This window comes from Ruegeria sp. AB9, assembly GCF_056542585.1.
On record NZ_JBQGAA010000006.1, the window covers coordinates 198,135 to 219,583 of the forward strand.

Genomic DNA, 21,449 nt, shown 5'->3' on the forward strand with positions numbered 1-21,449 from the left:
ATGGATGGACATAGTATTCGCGTCAGCCTGGGCGGGAAGGACATCCTCCATGGTGTCGATTTTCACGCCAACCCCGGGCAGGTGACGGCAATTATCGGGCCCAACGGGTCGGGCAAATCCACCTTGTTGAAAGCGCTGGCTGGCGAAATTACGACGACGGGAAGGATTTCGCTAAATGGACGGAACATCGCGGATCTGCGGCCGTGGGAACTCGCTTCGATGCGTGGGGTTTTGCCTCAGTCTTCAACCGTGGCGTTCCCCTTTCGCGTGCTCGAGATTGTCCGGCTGGGACTGGCGGATGGGCTCGCTGCCGCGGATGATCGGTTGCCATCACGGGCACTCGACCATGTGGATCTGGCAGGGTTCGAATCCCGGCCCTATCAAGCTCTTTCGGGAGGCGAACAGCAAAGGGTGCAACTGGCCCGTGTTCTGACACAAGTGTGGGAGGCAACAGACAGCAATCAACCCAAGTGGCTGTTGCTGGACGAGCCGGTAGCAAACCTGGACATTGCACATCAGTTCACCGTTCTGGGTATCGCGCGGGACTTCGCCGCCAGAGGTGGGGGTGTCATCGTCGTGATGCATGATCTGAACCTGACAGCGATGTTCGCGGATCACGTCTATGTCCTGTCGCAGGGGCATGTCTGGGGCTCGGGTCCGCCCTCTGCCATCCTCAACGACGACACGATGCAGCAGGTCTATGGCATTCGGTTGCCGGTCAATACGCTTCCCGGCTTTCATGTTCCATTTGTCCTTCCGCAATCCGCTTCTCAACCGCTTTGAGGGGCGCGGTCTAATGGCCTGTATCCCTGACGCAGAAGTGGAAGCTGTGGCGCCAGCTTGGCGCGAAACATTTTGAATGAAACGGCCATGTATGTCGGCATCTGCGCCCACTGGCCCAAACACCCATCCGGGCTTTGCCTTTGGATCGAGATATGGACAATCGGGAATATTGGGCAACCTAGAACGTTAGCTTTCCGAAGCGTTTTCTATGTCTGCTGCAACGTTTACGGGCAACTTTTCATCTTAACGTCACGTCAGGTAAATAACGCCCCTGTTGGCGTACCATTGGTTCAAAATCCAACCGCGAAAAATCAAACTGATACTGGAAGCCAATGAAATAGCAGGGAAAATGCGCGACGGTGCGGTTATTCTGACATATTTCTGTCAATCAATGTAACAAGTTAACAGTACTATCCACACCTGATGCGGATTCAGCCTAATATCCTCTCAAATTTTGGCTTATACATATACAATATGTAATAAGGGGATAACAGGGGGACAGATATGGGCGGAGTCGCAGAAAAATGACGCGAGTCCTTGAGGCATCACCACGCATTTCAAAAGTCCTTCATCTGGCAGATCTGAATGACCATTCCACTCTGTTTCAGAGAGAAGGCGTGGACGACAGTGTTCTGGACGAGTTGACGGACCCGGAACTGCGTGACCTGGGGTTGACGGTTGGCGAAAGAAAACGGTTTCGGAAGGCACAGGCCAAGCTGAAATCACAGGAAGATTCGACGCGATACGAAGTCCGGTCGAAGGCTGAGCGTCGGCAACTTACTCTGGTTTTCTGCGATCTTGTGGGGTCAACACGGTTGGCTCAGCGGTATGATCCGGAAGATTTGATGCAGATCATGAACCTGTATCTGGATACGGCGATCGGTACCTTGAAACAACACGGCTGCCATCTGGCTTATCGGCAGGGTGACGGTATCATGATGTATTTCGGATACCCCAAGGCCATGGAGGATGATGCCGAACGCGCTGTGCGGGCTGTGTTGGAAACCATTGAAGCCGTTCAGAATCTTGAAAACGAGTTTGGAGAAAAGCTCGACCTGCGGGCTGGTATTGCGACCGGTATGGTTGTTGTGGGCGTTGTTTCTTCGAAAAGCCTGGGATCTCAGGATTTCCTGGTGGGTGAAACTGCGAACCTTGCATCCCGCCTTCAGGGGCTGGCCGATCCGGGTGAAGTGATCATTTCCTCAGAGACCTGGCGGCTGACCCAAGGTGCCTTTGAGTTCGAACCACGTGGCAGCCATGAGCTGAAAGGTTTTGACAATCAGCGCAAAGTGTATCGCGTGGTGTCGGAAATCATATCCACCAGCCGGTTCGACGCGCGGGTGGGTCAATCCGCGGTCGATCTTGTGGCCCGGCATGACGATCTTTCAACTCTGACCCGGCTTTGGAGCGAAGCCCAGGAAGGCTCAGGCAGGCTGGCGCTTGTTGGCGGTGCGGCGGGTATAGGCAAGTCGAGGCTGATAAAATCGCTGTCTGAAACAATCGGGGTCAAGCCCTTTACGTTGCAGTGTATCCCTCATCTGACCAGTCTTCCCCTGCACCCGATTGTCGGAGAGTTGAGGCGCGTTTCAGGTGACAAGTCGAATGACAGGATCAGGGCTGCGATTTCCGGATTCGTGCAAACCGCCTCTCGCCTGAGCGAAGCGGATTTGCCAGTTCTTCTTGATCTGGCGGGTGTAGAGACAGGCTTGTCGACAGAGTCAGACCCGTTGAAAAAAGCGCGCAAATCTCTGGACGTATTGCTGCGCAGTCTGGGCAGCCTGTGTGACAGGCGCGGTACATTGTTGTTGGTGGTTGAAGACGTTCACTGGGCCGATGCAACCACTTTGGACGTACTGGATGCGCTGGCGTCGGCGTTGAGCAATTTTCCGGTACTGGTGGTTCTGTCGCATCGACCTGAATACGAACCGCCGGAGCATTACGAAAGCCAAGCGGCACGCATTGATCTGTCTCCGCTTGGCAACACCGAAGCATCCGAACTGGTTCGGCGCGTGGCCGAGCCTTACAGTTTGCCGGTCATCCTGATCAGGCAGATTATCGAGAAAGCGGATGGCGTGCCGCTGTACATCGAAGAAATGACAAAGGCGGTTCTGGATCAATTGCCCCAGGACGCCCCGATCAATGCCGAGGTTCTGGATGCGCTGAGCGTCCCGGCCACCCTTCAGGACTCGTTGATGTCGCGTCTTGACCGGATGGAAAATGCCAAACCAATTGCCCAGCTCGGGTCGGTTATCGGGCGCAGTTTCACCGCTCAGATGATCCACGCGGTCGCGCATGACGATATGGATGTTGAAAGCGCCCTTATGCAGCTGATGGCGGCAGGCGTTGTGCTGATTACCAGCGATTCAGGATCGGCCACCTATACGTTCAACCACGCGCTGGTTCAGGACACGGCCTATAATTCGTTACTGCGGGAAGACCGACAGAAGGTACATCTGAAAATCGCCCAAGCCTTGCTGGCCGGTCACAACGCTTTCGGTAGCCCGGCCCCTGATACCGTGGCGCATCACTGCGACCTCGGCGGGTTGAAAGATGAGGCCGTTGCCAACTGGGTCACCGCCGGTGAGCTGGCTTTGTCCCGGCTGGCGAACCTGCCTGCGATTTCTGCCTTTCGGGCTGCCCTTCGCAACATCGGGACAATGAAAGCCAACGCGGAACGCGATGGATTCGAGCTTCGGGTGCAGATGAATATTCTGCCAGCTTACATGGCGATCTACGGATGGTCGGCCGACCAGGTCGGAGAGACTGCGGCCCGGGCGATGGAGCTGGCCCAGGCTTTGGGCGACGGCGAGACCCTGTTCGCTGCGACCTTCTGCCGATGGACCAACTTCTTTGTTGGCGGTCAGATGAACCGGGCGATGGAAATGGGGCAGGCTCTGGATATGATGGCCGGCATGTCCGCTGATCCTGTTGCCAATGTTCTTGCCGCGCGTGCTTCGAGCTTTACTCATTACTTCCGTGGTGAATTTGCGGAATGTGAACAACAGCTGGAACGCGCATTCGCTTTGATCACGCCGGAGCTGGACATGGCCATGATGCCTATGACCCAGTCTTCCACGACCGCATCATTGCTGGCCATTCAGGGATGCCTGCAGTGGCAGCAAGGGAAATTCGAGCAAGCAGAAGCCGCGCGGCTGGAAGCCATTGAGGTGAGCAGGGCGCTGAACCATGCGCCCAACCTTGTCTATATCATGGGTGCCTGCAGCATGTTCCTGCCCTACGCGGGCGAATGGGACCGGCTTGACGTGACGATGAAGGAGGCCCGAAAAATCGCCGACGAGGAAGGGTTTCTTTACCTTCACGCCATGCAGGACATCTATATGGGTCTTGCACAGGCCGGGAAAGGCGATATCGAGGGTGTTCCGGAACGCATCGAAGCGTGCATGAACCTGATTTCCAAATCTGGTGGAAACTTTACTTTTCCGCAGAATCAGATTGTTCTGTCCGAGTTAATGATTGATCGCGGCGACATTGATCAGGCTTTGGCCCGGCTCGAAACCGTTTGCATTCCCGGCTGGGAACGAGGAGAGACGCTGAACAAACCTGAATATCACCGTGTGCGAGCAAGAGGTTTTGCCGCAAGGGGGGATATGGACGCTGCAATTGCCGAGGCGGAACAAGCGCTCGCACTTGCCCATAGTTGCGGTGCCGCTGTTCTGGAGCAACGGGCCGGCGATCTGCTGGACAAATTGAACGAAACAAAATGAACGAGATTGACTGCCCTTCCGCACAGGGCAGCAGCACCAAGAGGGATTTGAAATGACCGACGCGTTGGATTGGAATGAAGACCAGTGGGGTACAGTGAACAAGGCCGTTCATGATGAAGCGCTTCGCGCACGTGTGGCTGCAAGCTTTTTGCCGCTATACGGGCCGCTGCCTGCGGACACCCAATCTGTACCTCTCAACAAACTCGATCTGGTCGACAATGCATCCGGAGCACCCAAAGAGCGTCTTGAAGTAATCGACTATGACACTCTGCGCCTTACAACTGTTTCGGTAAACGTGTACCTGAAAGGCGCACAGGTGGCTGATCCGGAACTGGCTGCGGCTTTGATCATGTTCCGCCGAGCCGCAGCCGTTGTGGCCCGGGTCGAAGATGACATCATTTTCAACGGCCAGCCTGGCACAGGAGAAGCCCCCAAACACGCCGGTGGCACGCCCGCGTCATTGCCGCAGATCTATACCATCAGCGGCGGCGGCAATTATCCGGGATTGCTGGAAGCAGGCGAGGACCCCTCCAAGACCTCAGCCACCAAGAAAAAAACCTATACCGGCCCCGAGGTTTTCGAGGCTGTCGTTGGAGGCATCAACAAGCTGGAATCGCACGGCTATCTGGGCCCCTACGCCTGTGTGATGGGTAATGGTCTGTTCCAGGCCGTCACGACTCCGTTGGCAAACTCGATGGTGCTGCCGCGTGACAGCATTCTTCCGTTCCTCGACGGGCCGTTGCTGCGTTCCAGCACCTTGCCGTCGGACAAGGCCGTGCTGGTGTCCCTTCTGGGCGCCCCGGTTGAAATCGTTGTGCCATCGGACATCGCAGTGAAGTATCTGCAAACCTCCGCCGAGGGCGAGCACGTCTTCCGCGTGCAGCAGAAATTCCACCTCAGGATCAAAGAAGCTCAGGCTGTCCACACTATCGCGTTCTGATCGGGGATCGGGTCGTGCGCGAATTTACAGATCGGGGCGTTACCCTGCGTTGGTCCGAGGCGATCAACGCAAACGGTCTTAATCGGGTCTTGGTCGAAGCAGGTCCGGCTGTGTCATCGCATGACACGGTACGCCTGATCTGTTCAGAAAACGGAGGTCCCGAACGCGCCATTCGCGGGTGGCCCCTGATGCGCAATCCGCAAACCGGGTTTCAACAATTTGCAGCTACTCTGCCATCGGTGACACAGGAGAAATCACTGTCTTGGCGCCCGGTCCTGACATCGGCTGGCCGCGAAATTGATCCCGGGCCTGAAAAAGCGCCTGAACCTGCCGTGCCGCAACCAACTCTTCCCACGGCGCAGTTACCGCTTTTGGAACATGTCGCCAAGTTCATCGTACCGTTCGAAAGTGACTTTCACCCCTCGGGCGAGACACCGGATGGAATCTGGCTGCACTTTGCGATCAAAAAAGGCGGCAGTGTCGAAGGCCCAAACATAAAAGGGACGATCGAACCGGTAGGCGGTGATTGGATGCGCGTACGTCCCGATGGTGTGGGTCTTCTTCATGCCAGAGCACTTATCAATCCTTCTGACGGTGGGGCTCCGGTGGTATTCGAAGATACCGGCGTTTGTGATTTTGGCGCGGATGGTTATGCCGCGTTGTCGAAGGGCACCCTGCCCGCTTCGGCACCGGTACGGCTCGCTCCGCGTTACCTGACATCAAACCCGCACTACAGCTGGATGAACAGGTTGCAGGGTTTTGGCATTGGCGAAGCCAGCCTGTCGGACATCACCCTGCGCTTTGACGTCTATTCCGTGAAAGGAATTTCCGATGCCTGAAAAGGTTGTCATTCTTGGAGGTGGCGTGGCCGGTATGAGCGCCGCGCATGAGCTGATTGAACGCGGATACGAAGTGGAAGTCCACGAACGCCAGCTGATCCCCGGCGGCAAGGCGCGCAGCATCCCTGTGATGAAGGGCGAAGGGGACCATGGCTCGAAAGCGAAACACATCAAGGCGCTTGAAAAATGGACTGAGATGGATGGGGCCAGTTATCCGCCCGGCGTGAAACGCCCATGGTTGCCCGGCGAGCATGGATTCCGTTTTTTTCCGAACTTTTACCGACATATCACGGACACGATGGCGCGCACGCCGTACTATGACAAAGGTACCTGTTACGATAACCTTGTCCCGACTACTCAGGTTCTGGTCAGCCAGCTCGACAAACCCGGTATCATTGTCCCGGAACGGTTTCCCCGGACGCTCAAAGATGTTGCGGATGCGTTCAAGACAATAGCCTTTACGCTCTCGCCCAGGGATCAGATTGCGTATGAGGATGTCGAGCATTTTGTCGCCTGCATGTGGCGGATCGCGACGTCCTGCAAGGAACGCCGTTTTGACGAATATGAACGGATCGGATGGTGGGACTTCATCGGCGCGGAAGAACGCTCGGAAGCCTATCAGAAGTTCCTTGCCATCGGCCTGACCCGTTCATTGGTGGCCGCCAAGGCCACGACAGCCAGCACGAAGACCGTGGGGGACATCGCCGTACAGCTTCAGCTGGGCATTGCCACGCCCGAGCCGCATAGCAACAGGCTGCTGAACGGGCCCACCAATCTTGTCTGGATTCAACCGTGGTTGGATTATCTGAAAAACAAAGGGGTCGTTTACGAGTTTGACTCCAAAGTCACTGGAATCGACTGCCAGAACGGGCGGATCGTTGGCGCAACGGTCGAACAGGACGGCGAAGAAAAACAGGTCACCGGAGATTGGTTTATCAGCGCAATGCCGATCGAACGTATTGCTCCGCTTGTTACCCCGGCAATGATGGATGTCGATCCAGCCCTCGCCAAATTGCCTTTGTTGGCCGATGACGTGCAATGGATGAACGGCATTCAGTTCTATCTGACCAAAGAAGTTGAACTGACCCACGGCCACGTCATCTTTATTGACAGCCCTTGGGCTTTGACCGCCGTGTCGCAAAAGCAGTTCTGGCACCAGATCAATTTCGAAAACTGGGCTGAAGGAAAGACCAAAGGCCTGCTGTCGATCGATATTTCCGAATGGGACAAACCCGGCCTGAACGGCAAAACAGCGCGCGATTGCAGCCGGGAAGAGATTGCAAGCGAGGTTTGGGAACAGATCAAGCGCAGCGTCAACGTGGATGGGCAAACCGTTCTGCGAGACGAGGATATGCATTATTGGTTCCTCGATCCCGATATCGTTCAGGATCCTAACGATCCCAAACGCCAGAGCAATGTCGAACCTCTGCTGGTCAACCGCATAAACAGCTGGCGATTGCGTCCGGATGCGGCCACGCTGATCCCGAATTTCTTTCTGGCATCGGATTACGTGCGCACTTTCACCGACCTCGCCACCATGGAAGGGGCGAATGAAGCGGCGCGCCGTGCCGTCAACGCCATCCTTCAGCGCAGCGGATCGGATGCACAGCCCTGCCAGATCTGGGATTTGCATGAGCCGGATATTTTGAAACCGCTGCGAGCCTATGATTATGCCCGATACCAAGCAGGTCTGCCTTGGGATAACCGGTTTGCGGTTGCTGTCGAGGCGGCACTGAAAATGGGTCAGGACTCGACCGGCATTGATTGTGGCGGTGATGGCCCCCTGGCCCTGATCGGAGAACCGGCTACCGAATATTCAAAACCGGGTGGCGTTACCGAAGATCCCGCAATTGCCGAAGCTCTTCGCATGATCTGCCCCCCGAAAGCGCTGTTTGACCTCATCGCGAATTACGAGCCTACTGCTGACCTTCCTATCCCGGGGGACGAGCTTGCGGAAGATGTCGCGTATGATCTGGGTCGGGACAGCGGTCAGTCAGATGTCTTGTCCAGTGCCTTACCTATGACGGACGCACCGTTCTCGTCTCTCGGCACCGGCCCTGATCCGTCCGGCGGTGGGGGGAACAGAAGCCGCGTGATTATCACCCAGAAGGGTTGATCCTGTGAAGTCCGGAACCGCGCATCTGGATCCTGCGGCAAAGCAGGATTTTCTGAAAACGCTAACCTCATACGGGGATCGGGCGCGCGAAACTCTTTTGAACCTTTTGCCAACAGGTGAACCTCAGGCCTATCTGTATGGTCCGATGCGGGATTACATTGAGACGTCCGGCAAGGGCCTCAGGCCTGCACTGTTGCTGGCTACCTGCGAAGCCTTCGGCGGCAACAGCGAGAATGCACGCGTTTCGGCCGCGGTTATTGAGCTGCTGCACAATGCCTTTCTGATCCACGATGACATCGAAGATCAAAGTGATTTCCGGCGCGGGCGGGAATGTATGCACAAAAGGCTGGGAGTTCCCCTGGCGATCAACACCGGGGACGGGATGCAATCGCTGGCCCTGCGCCTGCTGCGCCAAAATCTTCGGCCACTTGGTCTGGAAACCGGTATGCGTGTGGTTGATGAGTTCGACCATCTGTTACAGCAGTCCATCGAAGGTCAGGCGCTGGAGCTTGGCTGGATTCGCGACAACCGTCTGAATGTCGATGCGTCAGACTATCTGAGGATGTGTCTGAAAAAGACCTGCTGGTACAGTTTCATTCACCCAATGCGCATCGGAGCCTTGATTGCCCGGCCACAAGATGTTGCGTCCGGAGCGCTTAACCTGGACGATTTCAATGAGTTCGGTTTCTTTCTGGGCGCTGCATTTCAGATTCAAGACGACGTTTTGAACCTCGTAGGTTCTCAGGATAAATATGGCAAGGAAATCGGCGGGGACATTTACGAAGGCAAACGCACGCTGATGCTTGGGCAGCTAAGTTTGCAAGCAGATGAGCCAGAACAGGCACGGCTGTCGGATATGCTGTCAAACCCGCGTGACACCCGTTCCACACAGGATGTCGGCTGGGTTCTGGATCGCATGAACCACTATGGCTGTATCCGTTACGCGCAGGGCGCGGCAAATGACCTGCTCACGTCGGCCCGGCACGAGTTTACTCGGGTATTTGCGAACACAGAAGAAGCACCGCGCGCGTTTCTGGGACAATTCATGGACTACCTCGTGACCCGTCAGGTCTGAGCACCTGCCACCTCAAAAATCACTACAAGCGAGGTCTGGTCCGTCCCGGAGCAGGCGATCCGACCATGGTATTCTCCGGGTTCTGTGAGATCCGGCACTGTCACGGCGACGGCAACATCCGTTGCTTCACCCGGGCTGAGCTGGATTTGAGGCGGAATGACATTGACCCGGTTTGCAGGCAGAATGTCACCGTTCGGATTGGTCAAGTCACCCGGTTCGAACTGCATCTGAACGGAAGTCGCGCCTTCTGGCGCCGCGAACGACAGCAAAATGGTGGCAGTACTGCCGGGATGGCAGGTTTTGCGGCACTTAAACGGCCCATCAAGATGTTTTTGCGCGCCCCTCTCTGTATCCAGCACACGGCGCGCAATATCGGAAATCGGCTGTTGGTCCGGCTGCGGCACAATCGGGCTGATTGCGCGAGGCACACTAACGTATGGTTTTCGTTCGAAATAAGGCATACCTAACTGTGCACGCGCAGCGCAGATCAGTAAATGGCAAACTTGTACATTTGGGTCGAAGAAAAAGCCGTTTCGTTTATTTTCCCTTCCAGACCGGGTCCCGTTTCTCAGCGAAGGCGCGCGCGCCCTCCAACTGATCTTCGCTGGCATAAAGAACGTCCACAGTGCGCAGCTGACGCTTGGTGATGCGGTTCATGGCATCCTGAAACTTGGCGTCTTCGGCATCGCGCACAACTTCCTTGATCGCCGCATAAACCAAAGGCGGGCCCGAAGCTAACAGGCGGGCCAATTCCCAGGCGCGGTCCAGCAATTGATCGGCGGCAATGATCTCGTTCACCAGACCCCAACGATTGGCTTCCTCGGCGTCGAACCAACGGCCCGTAAGCAGCAATTCCATCGCGATATGATAGGGGATACGCTTGGGCAGTTTGACGCTGGCCGCGTCCGCGACTGTTCCGGACCGGATTTCCGGCAAGGCGAATGTGGCATGGTCGGCGGCAAGGATCATGTCAGCCGAAAGGGCCAGTTCAAGCCCACCGCCACAGGCGATACCGTTGACCGCGGCAATCACGGGTTTGTTCAGATCGCGCAGCTCTTGCAAACCTCCGAACCCGCCGACACCGTAATCCCCGTCAACCGCGTCACCATCAGCGGCGGCTTTCAGGTCCCAGCCGGGGCAAAAGAACTTTTCGCCAGCGCCGGTCAGGATGGCGACACGCAGCTCCGGGTCGTCGCGAAACTCGGCAAAGACCTCGCCCATTCTGCGGCTGGTGACCAGATCGATGGCATTGGCCTTGGGCCGGTCCAGCGTTACTTCAAGGATCGTTCCGTCGCGGCGGGTTTTGATCGGGTCCATATCTCAGGCCTTTCTTATCAGAGCATCCACGGCAACGGCCTTGTCCGGCGTGCACAGGAGCGGGTTAATCTCGACCTCGCCAAGCGTGTCGGCATTTTGCATGACATAGGCCTGAACGGCCTCGACCGCAGCAATTATCGCATCCATATCAGCCGCCGGTTGGCCGCGATAGCCCGCCAGCAAAGGCGCGATCTCCAATGTTCCAAGGGCGGTGCGGATTTCATCGGGGGCGCTGGGTACCAGCAATGATACTGTGTCGCGCAGTACTTCGGTCAGCACACCCCCTGCCCCCAATGTCAGAACGAATCCATGCGCAGGGTCACGAACAACACCGACCAGAATTTCAGCGACGGTTCCGGTAACCATCTCTTCAATTAGGATATCTTCGGTGCCGATATCCGCCGCCACACTGGCCACGTCTTCGGTTTGAATGCCCAACCGAACGGCGGCGTGTTCGGATTTATGCGCGAGCCCAACACCTTTCACAGCAAAGGGCGCCTCCATGTCCTGCGCCGCTGCCTGGGCTGCTTCCGGGCCCCGTGCTGTGCGGTTTTTCGGGATGCGCAGGCCGCATTCCGCCAGAGCCTCTTTTGAGGCGCCTTCGGTCAGGGTTTGGTTCGCCTCAACCGTTCCAGGCAACCAGACAGGGTGCGTAGAAGGGGCCGAGACCTGACCCGCCGCGCGGGTGGCGGCCAGCGCCTCGCGCAATCCCATGAACGGAACAACACCACCGGCCATCAGGTCTTGCGCAACATCTTCCGGCAGAAGTTCAGGCAGCGTCGCAACGATTGCAAACCGAGCACCGGTTTCAGAGCGCACTTTCAACGCAGCACTGGTTGCGCAACTCCAATCGGTCGAGTCGGTGGTCGGATAGTCGACAATAGAGTATGTCAGGTCGATATCTTCGCCTGTCATCCCGGACCATGCCTGTGCCATCGCCTCTTTGTCACGCCAGATATAGGTGTGATAATCCAACGGGTTGTTCAGCGCGACCATCGGACCAAGTGCGTCGCGCAGGCAAGCCCGTTTATCGTCACTCAAACGAGGGAAGTTAAGGCCCGTACCAACAGCCATATCTGCGATCAGACTCGCCTCTCCCCCGGAGCAACTGATCGAGGCGATGTTCCCACCCGGCAGTGGCCCATAGCAGTGCAACAGTTTCAGAGTTTCGAGGAAATCAGGCAATGCAGACAGACGCGGTATGCCCAGCCGGTCCAGTAGTGCCTGCGCGCCGGCATCGCTACCCGCAAGCGATGCAGTATGGGAGACCGTAGCGGCCTGCGCCTGTTCTGATGCGCCGACCTTGAGGGCGACCAGCGGGATACCTTTTTCATGGGCCTTGGCGGCCAGCGCTTCCCATTCCCGAATGTCCTTGAACCCTTCGATATGCAGGCCCACGGCTGTGACGCGTGGATCGTCGATCAGGGCCGAGGCAATCTCGGCCTGACTGGTCTGGGCCATGTTTCCGCAGGTCACCATGTAGGCAATCGGTAACCCGCGTTTCTGCATTGTCAGGTTGATCGAGATATTCGAACTTTGCGTCAGGATCGCCACGCCCTTGTCGACCGGCGTCGCCCCGTGCTGATCCGGCCACAGCAGGGCCCCGTCCAGCGCGTTGATATAGCCATAACAGTTCGGGCCAAGAATGGGCATGTCGCCGGCTGCGGCGATCAGCTGATCCTGAAGGTCACCGCCGGTGTCATCCTCTGCGACAGCCTCGGAAAAGCCCGAGGCGAAGCACACCGCCCCGCCTGCGCCCATGCTGGACAGGATGTGAACCGCCTCAATCGTAGCGTGGCGGTTGATGCCGATGAACACCGCATCCGGAGCTTCGGGCAGGTCTTCGATATGGCCAAAGACCTTGTGGCCCGCAATCTCCGAGGCTTTGGGATGCACCGGCCAGATCTGACCTGCGTAACCCATACGTTTGGATTGCAGAATAACCTGCTGGCACCAGGCACCGCCGCCAATGACCGCGATGGTTTTCGGGCGCAATAGCCGGGTAAGATCTTTGTTCATGGTCAGGCGCCCAGCGGACGCAAAAGATCACGGCTGATGATGTGGCGCTGAATTTCACTGGTGCCGTCCCAGATGCGTTCAACCCGCGCATCGCGCCAGAACCGTTCAATCGGGAAATCATCCATCAGACCCATACCACCAAAGATCTGCAGCGTGGTGTCGGTGACCCGCGCCAGCGTCTCGGAGGCATAGAGCTTAGCCGAGGCGATCTCTCGGTTCGATGGCATGTTCTGGTCCAGACGCCACGCGGCAGCAAGGGTCAGCCAATCGGCGGCATCGATCTCAGTTATCATGTCGGCGATCTGGAAGCCGACGCCCTGAAACTTGCCAATAGGCTGGCCGAACTGCTTGCGCTCGGCCGCGTAATTCAGGGCATAGTCAAAGCAGCGCCGTGCGCGACCGACCGAGAACGCCGCGACAGTCAGACGGGTCGCGTAGAGCCATTCGTTCATCACGGCAAAACCGCCATCGACCTCGCCCAGAACCTGCGCGTCAGGTAATCGGCAATTGTCGAAATAGAGGATGTAGTTCTTGTAGCCCTTGTGGCTGACCGAGTTATAGCCTTCGCGCACTTCGAATCCGGGAGTGCCGCGATCCACAAGGAAGGTCGTGATACGCTTTTTCGGGCCTTTCGGCGTTTCGTCCACGCCGGTCGCGATGAAGACGATAAAGAAATCGGCGTGTTCGGCGCCCGAGATGAAGTGCTTGGAACCGTTGACAACCCAGTCGCCGCCATCGCGCACCGCCTGACATTTCATTCCGCGCACGTCCGAACCGGCATCCGGTTCCGTCATCGCCAGGGCGTCCATCTTGTCGCCGCGCACGGCGGGCAGCAGATAGCGTTCGCGCTGCTCGTCATTGCAGGCCATCAGGATGTTCTGCGGACGGCCAAAGAAATGCGTCAGCGCCATCGAACCGCGGCCAAGCTCACGCTCAACTAAGGTGAAATCCAGATGCGATAAGCCTGCACCGCCTACTTCCTCGGGGAAATTGCAGGCATAGAAGCCCAGATCGATGCACTTCTGCTTGATCTGCTCACCAAGTTCAGGCGGAACGGTTCCCGAACGCTCAACCGCGTCTTCATGCGGGTAGATTTCATTTTCAACAAAGCTGCGGACTGTCGAGACGATCATGTCCTGTTCTTCTGTCAGACCAAACTGCATGGCGCGTGTTCCCTGGATCAGTTGTTGACCAACCAAACGCCATCACTCATGGTCATGACATGCAGATTTGATACGGAATCATGCCAAATTCGCAAATTTTAACACAGCAATACAATATCCTGCTCTTCAACGGGTTTTCGAACCACTGCCTTGCAAACATGGTTGAACCGCTCAGGGCGGCGAATAATCTGTCCAGGCAAGTTTTATATGCGTGGCGCTTCTGTTCCCTTGACGGAGAACCTGTTCAAAGCTCCAGCGGTCTCGGTGTCACTCCGAATGGTGCAATCTCCGATCAGCGCGGCGACGTTCTGGTTGTCATGCCGTCTTACGGTTATCTCAAGCTGGATACGCGTTCGACCACACGCGCCGTGCTGGCCGCGGCCAGAAAGCACCGACAAGTGGCTGGTTTGGATACCGGAAGCTGGCTGCTTGCCCGGGCCGGATTACTGGACGAACACAGGGCGACCATTCATTGGGATGAGCTTTCCCGATTCGAAGAGAGGTTTCCGGCTGTGGATGCGGTGCAGGAACGTTTTGTCATCGACGGCAATCGACTTACCTGTTCCGGGGCCATGGCAGCATTCGATCTGGCCTCGGCCCTTATCCGCCGGGACCACGGTCCGCTTCTGTCCATGGAAGTTGGGCATCTGCTGATGAGCCGTAATGGGCAGGATCATTATTCCTTACCTCTGAAGTCCGAAGACTCTTTGGTCAATCGTGCACTGGGTGTCATGCAAGCAAACCTTGAAACGCCGCTGTCGATCAAGGATGTGGCCAACAAGATCGGATGCTCGCAAAAGCGGTTCGAAACGCGCGTTCAGGCGGAACTCAAAACCACACCACAAGCGCTGTATCGCCGGTTGCGCCTGAATCTGGCGCGCAATCTGGCGGAAGACACCGAGCAATCCATCGCCGAAATTGCCGGGCGTTGTGGGTATGAAAACGCCAGTGCCATGACACGGGCGTTCAAGGCTGAATTCGGCCAGACCCCAACTGCTTTTCGCAACGGGAGTCTATCTGGCGGTTGAAAGGGTTGTACAATGCAAAGCCGCCTTCCCTCATGAACCAATGAGAGTCATTCGGCAGTCAGGGGTGTCATTCCAGCGAAACCCAAAGCACCTTGGCGTCTTCTTCGCTGGTCGAGATGCAGCCATGCCCCATACCGCTGTCATAATAAAGCGAGTCGCCGGCCTTCATGGACAATGGGCGGTAGTGTTCAGAAACAAAAATGAGTTCACCGCTGAGCACATACATGAATTCTTCTCCGGAATGTCGAATCCAGGTCTCGAACTCTGACAGGTCGCGCGCTTTGATTGTGGCGATATAGGGCAACATCCGCTTGCTGGTCAGTTCGGGACACAACAACTCGTGCAGGTAGGTGGGTGTACTTTTGAATTCCCCCTCGCCTTTTGGTGTGAAATCACGGCGGCCCGAAATGCCGGACTGGCCCGATTGCAGAAACAGCTGGGGCGTACTCATATCAAGCGCCTGTGTCAGGCGCCTTACAATGTCAAAGCTTGGCCGGGTCTGATTGTTTTCGATTTTGGACAGCGTGGATCGCCCGATCCCCGCAGCGCGACCGGCTTCTTCCAGCGTCCACCCTTTTGCGCGCCGTGCATCACGGATGGAACGGCCTAAGGCCTCACCTTCGTCCAGGTCTTCCTGCCCGGAAACATCATTTCGGCTTTCGTCACCCATTGTTCCCCCCCCGTTTTATCAAAGGCTACATGTTTCCCGCCACACACGCAACTTCTTGAATGAGAGATTTTTGTTGCTTTGTGTGTACGTTTTCCACTATAGGAAACAAAGTTTCGTACTGAGGATTCGGGACAAGAGGAGGAGACTATGTTCAACACGTCGCTGACCGAGGCTGATCCGGTAATTGCTGCATCCATCTCACGCGAGGGAGAGCGCCAGTCGGAACAGATCGAATTGATTGCCTCGGAAAACATTGTCTCGAAGGCTGTGATCGAAGCGCAGGGTTCGGTGCTGACCAACAAATATGCCGAAGGCTATCCGGGCCGCCGTTATTATGGCGGGTGCGAATATGTTGATGAGGTCGAAGTCGAAGCCATCGAGCGCCTCAAGAAGCTGTTCGGGTGCGAATATGCCAACGTACAGCCCCATTCCGGGGCTCAGGCCAACGGTGCGGTCAAGCTGGCATTGCTGAGCCCGGGCGATACCATTCTGGGCATGTCGCTGGACGCAGGCGGTCACCTGACCCATGGAGCGAAACCGGCCCAATCCGGTAAATGGTTCCGGCCCGTACAGTACGGCCTGACTGATGCGGGTCTGATCGATTATGATCAGGTTGCAGAATTGGCGCGGGCAGAAAAGCCCAAGCTGATCATCGCTGGTGCGTCGGCCTATTCCCAGAAGATCGACTTTGCAAAATTCCGCGAAATTGCCGATGAAGTTGGCGCATGGCTGTTGGCCGACATGGCCCATATTGCAGGGCTGGTGGCGACCGGCCTGCACCCCTCGCCCATCGGGCATGCGCATATCGTGACTTCAACCACGCATAAGACCCTGCGTGGGCCCCGTGGCGGTATTATTCTGACCAATGACGAAGCGCTGGCGAAAAAGATCAACTCGGCCGTATTCCCAGGCTTGCAGGGTGGTCCGCTGATGCACGTGATCGCGGGCAAGGCGGTTGCATTTGGCGAGGCGCTGAAGCCTGAGTTCAAAGAGTATATGCAGCGTGTTGTCGACAGCGCATCAGCTTTGGCGAACGTCATGATGGCGCGCGGATGTGACATCGTTTCAGGCGGAACCGAGAACCACCTGATGCTGGTCGACCTGCGCCCGGTCGGCGTGACCGGCAAAGACGCCGAAGCGGCACTGGAGCGTGCTGGGTTCACCTGCAACAAGAACAGCGTTCCCGGTGACCCGGAGAAACCCACCATCACCAGCGGCATCCGTCTGGGCACCGCTGCCGGGTGCAGCCGTGGCTTTGGCCCGGAAGAGTTCAAGCGGATCGGCCATCTGATCGGCGATGTTCTGGACGCACTCGCGCAGTCTCCTGAAGGTGACGAAACCGTTGAAAAGGACACCCGCGAACAGGTTCGCGCGCTCTGCGCAAGTTACCCGATCTACTGAAAGTACGCGAAATGAACACCTACGATCTCATCGTTATCGGAGGCGGACCGGGCGGCTATGTCGCCGCGATCCGCGCGGCTCAGCTGGGCCTGAAAGTTGCCTGTGTCGAAGGGCGCGGCGCACTTGGCGGCACCTGTCTGAACGTGGGGTGCATCCCCTCCAAAGCGTTGCTGACCTCCTCGGCCAAATATGCCGAAATTGCACATCTCTCCTCCCACGGTATTGCGGTCGAGGGGGCCAGCATCGACGTTGGTGCGATGATGGGACGCAAGGACAAGATCGTTGGTGATCTCACGAAGGGAATCGCGTTTCTTTTCAAGAAGAACGGCGTCGATCTGATTGAAGGCTGGGCCAGTATCCAGGCCGCTGGCCAGGTCAAAGTCGGCGATGACGTATATGAGGCAACGAACATTCTGATCGCCACCGGATCAGAACCGACCTCTCTGCCGGGCATTGAAATTGATGAGCAGGACGTGCTCAGCTCGACCGGCGCAATTGCGTTGGACAACGTGCCGGATCATCTGGTGGTCATTGGTGCAGGTGTGATCGGTCTGGAACTTGGTCAGGTTTGGGCGCGTCTGGGTGCCAAAGTCACTGTTGTTGAATATCTGGACCGCGTACTGCCCGGCATCGACGGCGAGATTGCCAAGCTGGCGCAGCGCGCCCTGTCAAAACGTGGTTTGAAGTTCCAGCTGGGTCGTGCCCTCAAATCAGTCGACAAGACCGACGCTGGCCTGACTCTGACCGTGGATCGCGTCGGCAAGGACAAGGAAGAAGTGATCGAGGCCGACAAGGTTCTGATCGCCGTCGGCCGTCGCCCAGTCACCCGTGGCCTTGGACTGGAAGAGCTGGGCGTGTCCGTGAACTCACGTGGGTTCATTGAAGTAGATGGCACTTTCCAGACATCGGTACCCGGCGTTTACGCCATCGGCGACTGTGTTCCCGGCCCAATGCTGGCACACAAGGCTGAAGAAGACGGTGTCGCCTGTGTCGAGATGCTGGCAGGTGAAGCCGGTCACGTCGATTACAACACCGTGCCGGGTGTGGTCTATACTGATCCTGAAGTGGCGTCAGTTGGTCAGACCGAAGAAGCGCTGAAAGAAGCTGGCATCGAATACGCTGTCGGTAAGTTCGCCTTCATGGCTAATTCGCGTGCGCGGTCAACGGGTGAAACCGATGGTGCAGTGAAGGTTCTGGCCGGTTCGGACGGCAAGATCCTGGGCGCACATATCTGTGGTGCGCATGGGGGCGATCTGATTGCCGAACTGGTTTTGGCTATGACCAAAGGCGCAACTGTTGCCGAAGTCGCAGCCACCTGTCACGCTCACCCTGCCATGGGTGAGGCGGTAAAAGAAGCTTGTCTCGACGCCTTGGGTCGTGCGATCCACGCATAACGAGGGAAAGCCAGATGACAATCCAGCTCAGACCACGCCACCCGGAGAAAGCCAAGAAGGCTGACAGCGTCATCCCGCGCAAACCCAAGTGGATTCGCAAGAAAAAGGGCGACAGCACCGAGTATTACGAAACCCGGCGACTGATGCGCGATCACAATCTGGCAACGGTCTGCGAAGAAGCCGCCTGCCCCAATATCGGCGAATGCTGGTCCAAGCGCCACGCAACCATGATGATCATGGGAGAGATCTGCACACGCGGATGTTCTTTCTGCAATGTGGCTACAGGCCGCCCCGATGCGTTGGACGCGTTCGAACCCGGTCGGGTTGCAGCGGCAGTCAAGAAACTGGGCCTGCGCCATGTGGTGATCACTTCGGTTGATCGGGACGATCTGGATGATGGCGGGGCCGAGCATATTGCCCAAACGATCCGCGCCGTGCGTCATCAGAACCCCGGCACCACGGTCGAAGTTCTGACCCCGGACTTCCTGGGCAAGGGCGACGCCGCCAATATCGTCTTCGACGCAGCGCCGGACGTATTCAACCACAATCTGGAAACCGTTCCGCACCTGTATCCAACAGTACGACCTGGCGCGCGCTACTATGCCTCGCTACGGCTGCTGGACGATGCCAAACGTGCCAACCCCGAGATATTCACCAAGTCGGGCCTGATGGTCGGGCTGGGCGAAACTCTGAACGACGTGCGTCAGGTGATGGATGACCTGCGCGCCGCACAAGTCGATTTTCTGACGGTCGGGCAGTATCTGCAACCGACCCCGAAACACCATTCGATCGACCGGTTCTGGTCGCCGGAAGAATTCGCCCAATTGGAACAGATCGCTCGCTCCAAGGGCTTTTTGCACGTGTCGGCCACACCGCTGACCCGTTCATCGTTCCACGCGGACGAAGATTTCGCTGCTCTCAAGCAGGCCCGCCAACGGGCCATCGCAAACAGGGCATAAACCTAACGCAAATGGGAGGGAAACCATGGAAGCGTTAAACTCAATCGTAGGAGCCATCAATGGCGTCGTATGGGGGCCGATGATGCTGGTCCTCATCCTCGGCGTCGGCTTCTTCTTGCAGGTCGGGCTGAAATTCATGCCGATCCTGCGCATTGGCACGGGCTTCAGCCTGCTGTTCAAAGGCCGTGAAGGTCAGGGCGAAGGCCAGATCAGCCCGTTCAACGCGCTGATGACCTCGCTGTCGGCGACCATCGGTACGGGTAACATCGCCGGTGTGGCCACTGCTGTCTTCCTGGGCGGTCCAGGCGCCTTGTTCTGGATGTGGATGACCGCCCTGGTGGGCATGGCCACCAAATATGCCGAAGCCGTCTGCGCCGTGAAATACCGCGAAAAAGACGAGCTGGGCAACTATGTTGGCGGCCCGATGTACTACATCAAGAACGGTCTTGGCGCGAAATGGGCCTGGTTGGGCGTTGCATTTGCCCTGTTCGGCGCTGTTGCGGCCTTCGGCATCGGCAATGGCGTGCAGGCCAACGGTGTTGCACAGGTTCTGGAAGCGAACTTCGGTCTGAACACCTCGGTCACCGGTATTGTTCTGATGGTTCTGACTGCAGCCGTTATTCTGGGTGGCATCACCCGTATCGGTGCGGTTGCCGGTAAACTGGTTCCGTTCATGGCGATTGCCTATATCGTCGCCGGTCTTCTGGTTCTGCTGATCAACATCGGCAATATCGGTTCCGCTCTGTCGCTGGTTTTCACCTACGCCTTCACCCCGTCGGCTGCCGAAGGTGGTTTCGCCGGTGCAGCGGTCTGGGCCGCAATCCGCTTCGGTGTGGCACGTGGTGTGTTTTCGAACGAAGCCGGTCTGGGTTCCGCTCCGATCGCACACGCCGCAGCCGAAACCAAAGGTCCGGTCAACCAGGGCCTGATCGCAATGCTGGGTACCTTCATCGATACTATCATCGTCTGCACCATCACCGGTCTGGCGATCATCTCGTCGGGTGCCTGGACTTCGGGTGAATCCGGTGCTGCGCTGACCAGCCACGCGTTCGAACTGTCGCTGCCGGGTATCGGTGGGTATCTGATCGCCATCGCTCTGTCGATCTTTGCCTTCACCACCATCCTCGGCTGGTCGTTCTACGGCGAGAAATGCGTCGAGTTCCTGCTGGGTGTCAAATCGCTGATCCCCTACCGCGTCCTGTGGATCGTCATGATCTATTTTGGCGCAACCGCGGATCTGGGCTTCATCTGGCTGCTGGCGGATACGCTGAACGCCATGATGGCTATCCCGAACCTGATCGCCCTGGCCTTGCTGAGCCCGATCGTCTTCAAGCTGACGAAAGAGTTCTTCGCCTCAGGCGGCAAGTCCGAAGAGCCGGGCAGCACACCTGCCGAGTAAGCTCGGTCTGAGTTAAAACGGGGGGCCATCCCGGCCCCCCGCCTTTGAAACAGAATTCAATATCTCGAGGAGAGACGTGATGGCCACGAAAATCCTGCTGCCCATTGATCACACCGACGACCGCTCGTGGAAGAACGCCCTGCCGCTCGCGCTGGAACAGGCCAAGTTCTACGGTGCCGAACTGCATGCAGTTGCCGTCATCCCCGAGATCATCCAGCTGCCAAATCTACCCGCCAACTATGGCGCAGGCGCAAAAGAACACGTGCGCAACGCGATTCAGGCAATCCTGGATCATGGCAACGCCTCGGACGTTTCGATCCACATCGAAGAAGGCAGCGTCTATCGCGAAATCCTGAAGCTTGCCCACAAGGAAGGCTTCGATCTGATCGTCATGGCATCCACCAAGGGCGACTTCCCGAACTATGAAATTGGCCCGAACCTGGCCCGTGTCGTGCGCAACGCGCATTGCACCGTGACCGTCGTTCGCGACCAGTCTCGCTGATCGAAAGGTTAGAATAATGACCGATATTAAACGCACTCCCCTTTACTCATTGCATGTTGAGTTGGGTGGTAAGATGGTTGATTTTGCTGGTTGGGAGATGCCTGTTCAGTATCCATTGG

17 protein-coding genes are annotated in these 21,449 nt (G+C 57.2%); 12 read left to right on the forward strand and 5 right to left on the reverse strand.

Annotated features, from left to right (window positions below):
* The 6 genes from ACR0K5_RS14835 to ACR0K5_RS14860 all read left to right on the forward strand — a co-directional run bounded on the left by ACR0K5_RS14835 (position 1) and on the right by ACR0K5_RS14860 (position 9,478).
* Entirely contained in the window at positions 1-783 is a 783-nt protein-coding gene (locus ACR0K5_RS14835) for a heme ABC transporter ATP-binding protein (protein WP_480630425.1), read from the forward strand.
* Between the two features lie 524 nt (positions 784-1,307).
* On the forward strand, positions 1,308-4,508 hold the full coding sequence (locus tag ACR0K5_RS14840; RefSeq protein ID WP_480630426.1) for an adenylate/guanylate cyclase domain-containing protein: 3,201 nt from the start codon (positions 1,308-1,310) through the stop codon (positions 4,506-4,508).
* A gap of 52 nt (positions 4,509-4,560) precedes the next feature.
* Complete coding sequence (locus ACR0K5_RS14845; protein WP_480630427.1) at positions 4,561-5,448, forward strand: encapsulin; 888 nt, start codon at positions 4,561-4,563, stop codon at positions 5,446-5,448.
* Between the two features lie 14 nt (positions 5,449-5,462).
* A complete protein-coding gene (locus ACR0K5_RS14850; RefSeq protein ID WP_480630428.1) occupies positions 5,463-6,287 on the forward strand; it encodes a DUF3237 domain-containing protein in 825 nt (274 codons plus the stop codon).
* Positions 6,280-8,403 carry a hydroxysqualene dehydroxylase gene (locus ACR0K5_RS14855; protein WP_480630429.1) on the forward strand — a complete coding sequence of 708 codons (2,124 nt, stop codon included), beginning with the start codon at positions 6,280-6,282 and terminating at the stop codon, positions 8,401-8,403. The genes ACR0K5_RS14850 and ACR0K5_RS14855 overlap by 8 nt, the downstream gene beginning before the upstream one ends.
* Positions 8,404-8,407: 4 nt before the next feature.
* Entirely contained in the window at positions 8,408-9,478 is a 1,071-nt protein-coding gene (locus ACR0K5_RS14860; RefSeq protein WP_480630430.1) for a polyprenyl synthetase family protein, read from the forward strand.
* Here the strand turns inward: ACR0K5_RS14860 and ACR0K5_RS14865 are convergent.
* The 4 genes from ACR0K5_RS14865 to ACR0K5_RS14880 all read right to left on the reverse strand — a co-directional run bounded on the left by ACR0K5_RS14865 (position 9,469) and on the right by ACR0K5_RS14880 (position 13,977).
* Entirely contained in the window at positions 9,469-9,906 is a 438-nt protein-coding gene (locus ACR0K5_RS14865) for a hypothetical protein (protein ID WP_480630431.1), read from the reverse strand. The two genes, ACR0K5_RS14860 and ACR0K5_RS14865, sit on opposite strands and share 10 nt — an antisense overlap.
* 109 nt (positions 9,907-10,015) lie before the next feature.
* A complete protein-coding gene (locus ACR0K5_RS14870) occupies positions 10,016-10,795 on the reverse strand; it encodes a carnitinyl-CoA dehydratase (RefSeq protein ID WP_480630432.1) in 780 nt (259 codons plus the stop codon).
* A gap of 3 nt (positions 10,796-10,798) precedes the next feature.
* Positions 10,799-12,814, reverse strand: coding sequence for an acetate--CoA ligase family protein (locus ACR0K5_RS14875; RefSeq protein WP_480630433.1), 2,016 nt, complete (start codon positions 12,812-12,814; stop codon positions 10,799-10,801).
* Positions 12,815-12,816: 2 nt separating this feature from the next.
* Complete coding sequence (locus ACR0K5_RS14880; RefSeq protein WP_480630434.1) at positions 12,817-13,977, reverse strand: acyl-CoA dehydrogenase family protein; 1,161 nt, start codon at positions 13,975-13,977, stop codon at positions 12,817-12,819.
* Positions 13,978-14,135: 158 nt separating this feature from the next.
* On the opposite strand from ACR0K5_RS14880, the gene ACR0K5_RS14885 reads away from it, so the two are divergent.
* Positions 14,136-15,005 carry a GlxA family transcriptional regulator gene (locus ACR0K5_RS14885; protein WP_480630435.1) on the forward strand — a complete coding sequence of 290 codons (870 nt, stop codon included), beginning with the start codon at positions 14,136-14,138 and terminating at the stop codon, positions 15,003-15,005.
* A gap of 67 nt (positions 15,006-15,072) precedes the next feature.
* Here ACR0K5_RS14885 and ACR0K5_RS14890 read toward each other — a convergent pair whose 3' ends face one another.
* On the reverse strand, positions 15,073-15,675 hold the full coding sequence (locus ACR0K5_RS14890; protein ID WP_480630436.1) for a helix-turn-helix domain-containing protein: 603 nt from the start codon (positions 15,673-15,675) through the stop codon (positions 15,073-15,075).
* 147 nt (positions 15,676-15,822) lie between these two features.
* Here ACR0K5_RS14890 and glyA point away from each other — a divergent pair, with 147 nt between their 5' ends.
* The 5 genes from glyA to ACR0K5_RS14915 all read left to right on the forward strand — a co-directional run bounded on the left by glyA (position 15,823) and on the right by ACR0K5_RS14915 (position 21,330).
* Positions 15,823-17,076 carry a serine hydroxymethyltransferase gene (gene glyA / locus ACR0K5_RS14895; RefSeq protein WP_480630437.1) on the forward strand — a complete coding sequence of 418 codons (1,254 nt, stop codon included), beginning with the start codon at positions 15,823-15,825 and terminating at the stop codon, positions 17,074-17,076.
* 11 nt (positions 17,077-17,087) lie between these two features.
* A complete protein-coding gene (gene lpdA, locus ACR0K5_RS14900) occupies positions 17,088-18,470 on the forward strand; it encodes a dihydrolipoyl dehydrogenase (RefSeq protein ID WP_480630438.1) in 1,383 nt (460 codons plus the stop codon).
* Between the two features lie 14 nt (positions 18,471-18,484).
* A complete protein-coding gene (gene lipA / locus ACR0K5_RS14905) occupies positions 18,485-19,429 on the forward strand; it encodes a lipoyl synthase (protein ID WP_480630439.1) in 945 nt (314 codons plus the stop codon).
* Between the two features lie 25 nt (positions 19,430-19,454).
* On the forward strand, positions 19,455-20,828 hold the full coding sequence (locus ACR0K5_RS14910; protein WP_480630440.1) for an alanine/glycine:cation symporter family protein: 1,374 nt from the start codon (positions 19,455-19,457) through the stop codon (positions 20,826-20,828).
* A gap of 79 nt (positions 20,829-20,907) precedes the next feature.
* Positions 20,908-21,330 carry a universal stress protein gene (locus ACR0K5_RS14915; protein WP_480630441.1) on the forward strand — a complete coding sequence of 141 codons (423 nt, stop codon included), beginning with the start codon at positions 20,908-20,910 and terminating at the stop codon, positions 21,328-21,330.
* Positions 21,331-21,449 lie beyond the last annotated feature (119 nt).

Excerpts from the sequence above, each read along its gene's own strand:
- ACR0K5_RS14855 (WP_480630429.1), top strand. The coding sequence starts at position 6,280 with ATGCCTGAAAAGGTTGTCATTCTTGGAGGTGGCGTGGCCGGTATGAGC.
- ACR0K5_RS14875 (WP_480630433.1), bottom strand. The coding sequence starts at position 12,814 with ATGAACAAAGATCTTACCCGGCTATTGCGCCCGAAAACCATCGCGGTC.
- ACR0K5_RS14845 (WP_480630427.1), top strand. The coding sequence starts at position 4,561 with ATGACCGACGCGTTGGATTGGAATGAAGACCAGTGGGGTACAGTGAAC.
- glyA (WP_480630437.1), top strand. The coding sequence starts at position 15,823 with ATGTTCAACACGTCGCTGACCGAGGCTGATCCGGTAATTGCTGCATCC.
- ACR0K5_RS14915 (WP_480630441.1), top strand. The coding sequence starts at position 20,908 with ATGGCCACGAAAATCCTGCTGCCCATTGATCACACCGACGACCGCTCG.
- lpdA (WP_480630438.1), top strand. The coding sequence starts at position 17,088 with ATGAACACCTACGATCTCATCGTTATCGGAGGCGGACCGGGCGGCTAT.
- ACR0K5_RS14885 (WP_480630435.1), top strand. The coding sequence starts at position 14,136 with ATGGTTGAACCGCTCAGGGCGGCGAATAATCTGTCCAGGCAAGTTTTA.
- ACR0K5_RS14840 (WP_480630426.1), top strand. The coding sequence starts at position 1,308 with ATGACGCGAGTCCTTGAGGCATCACCACGCATTTCAAAAGTCCTTCAT.
- lipA (WP_480630439.1), top strand. The coding sequence starts at position 18,485 with ATGACAATCCAGCTCAGACCACGCCACCCGGAGAAAGCCAAGAAGGCT.
- ACR0K5_RS14890 (WP_480630436.1), bottom strand. The coding sequence starts at position 15,675 with ATGGGTGACGAAAGCCGAAATGATGTTTCCGGGCAGGAAGACCTGGAC.
- ACR0K5_RS14880 (WP_480630434.1), bottom strand. The coding sequence starts at position 13,977 with ATGCAGTTTGGTCTGACAGAAGAACAGGACATGATCGTCTCGACAGTC.
- ACR0K5_RS14910 (WP_480630440.1), top strand. The coding sequence starts at position 19,455 with ATGGAAGCGTTAAACTCAATCGTAGGAGCCATCAATGGCGTCGTATGG.
- ACR0K5_RS14870 (WP_480630432.1), bottom strand. The coding sequence starts at position 10,795 with ATGGACCCGATCAAAACCCGCCGCGACGGAACGATCCTTGAAGTAACG.
- ACR0K5_RS14835 (WP_480630425.1), top strand. The coding sequence starts at position 1 with ATGGATGGACATAGTATTCGCGTCAGCCTGGGCGGGAAGGACATCCTC.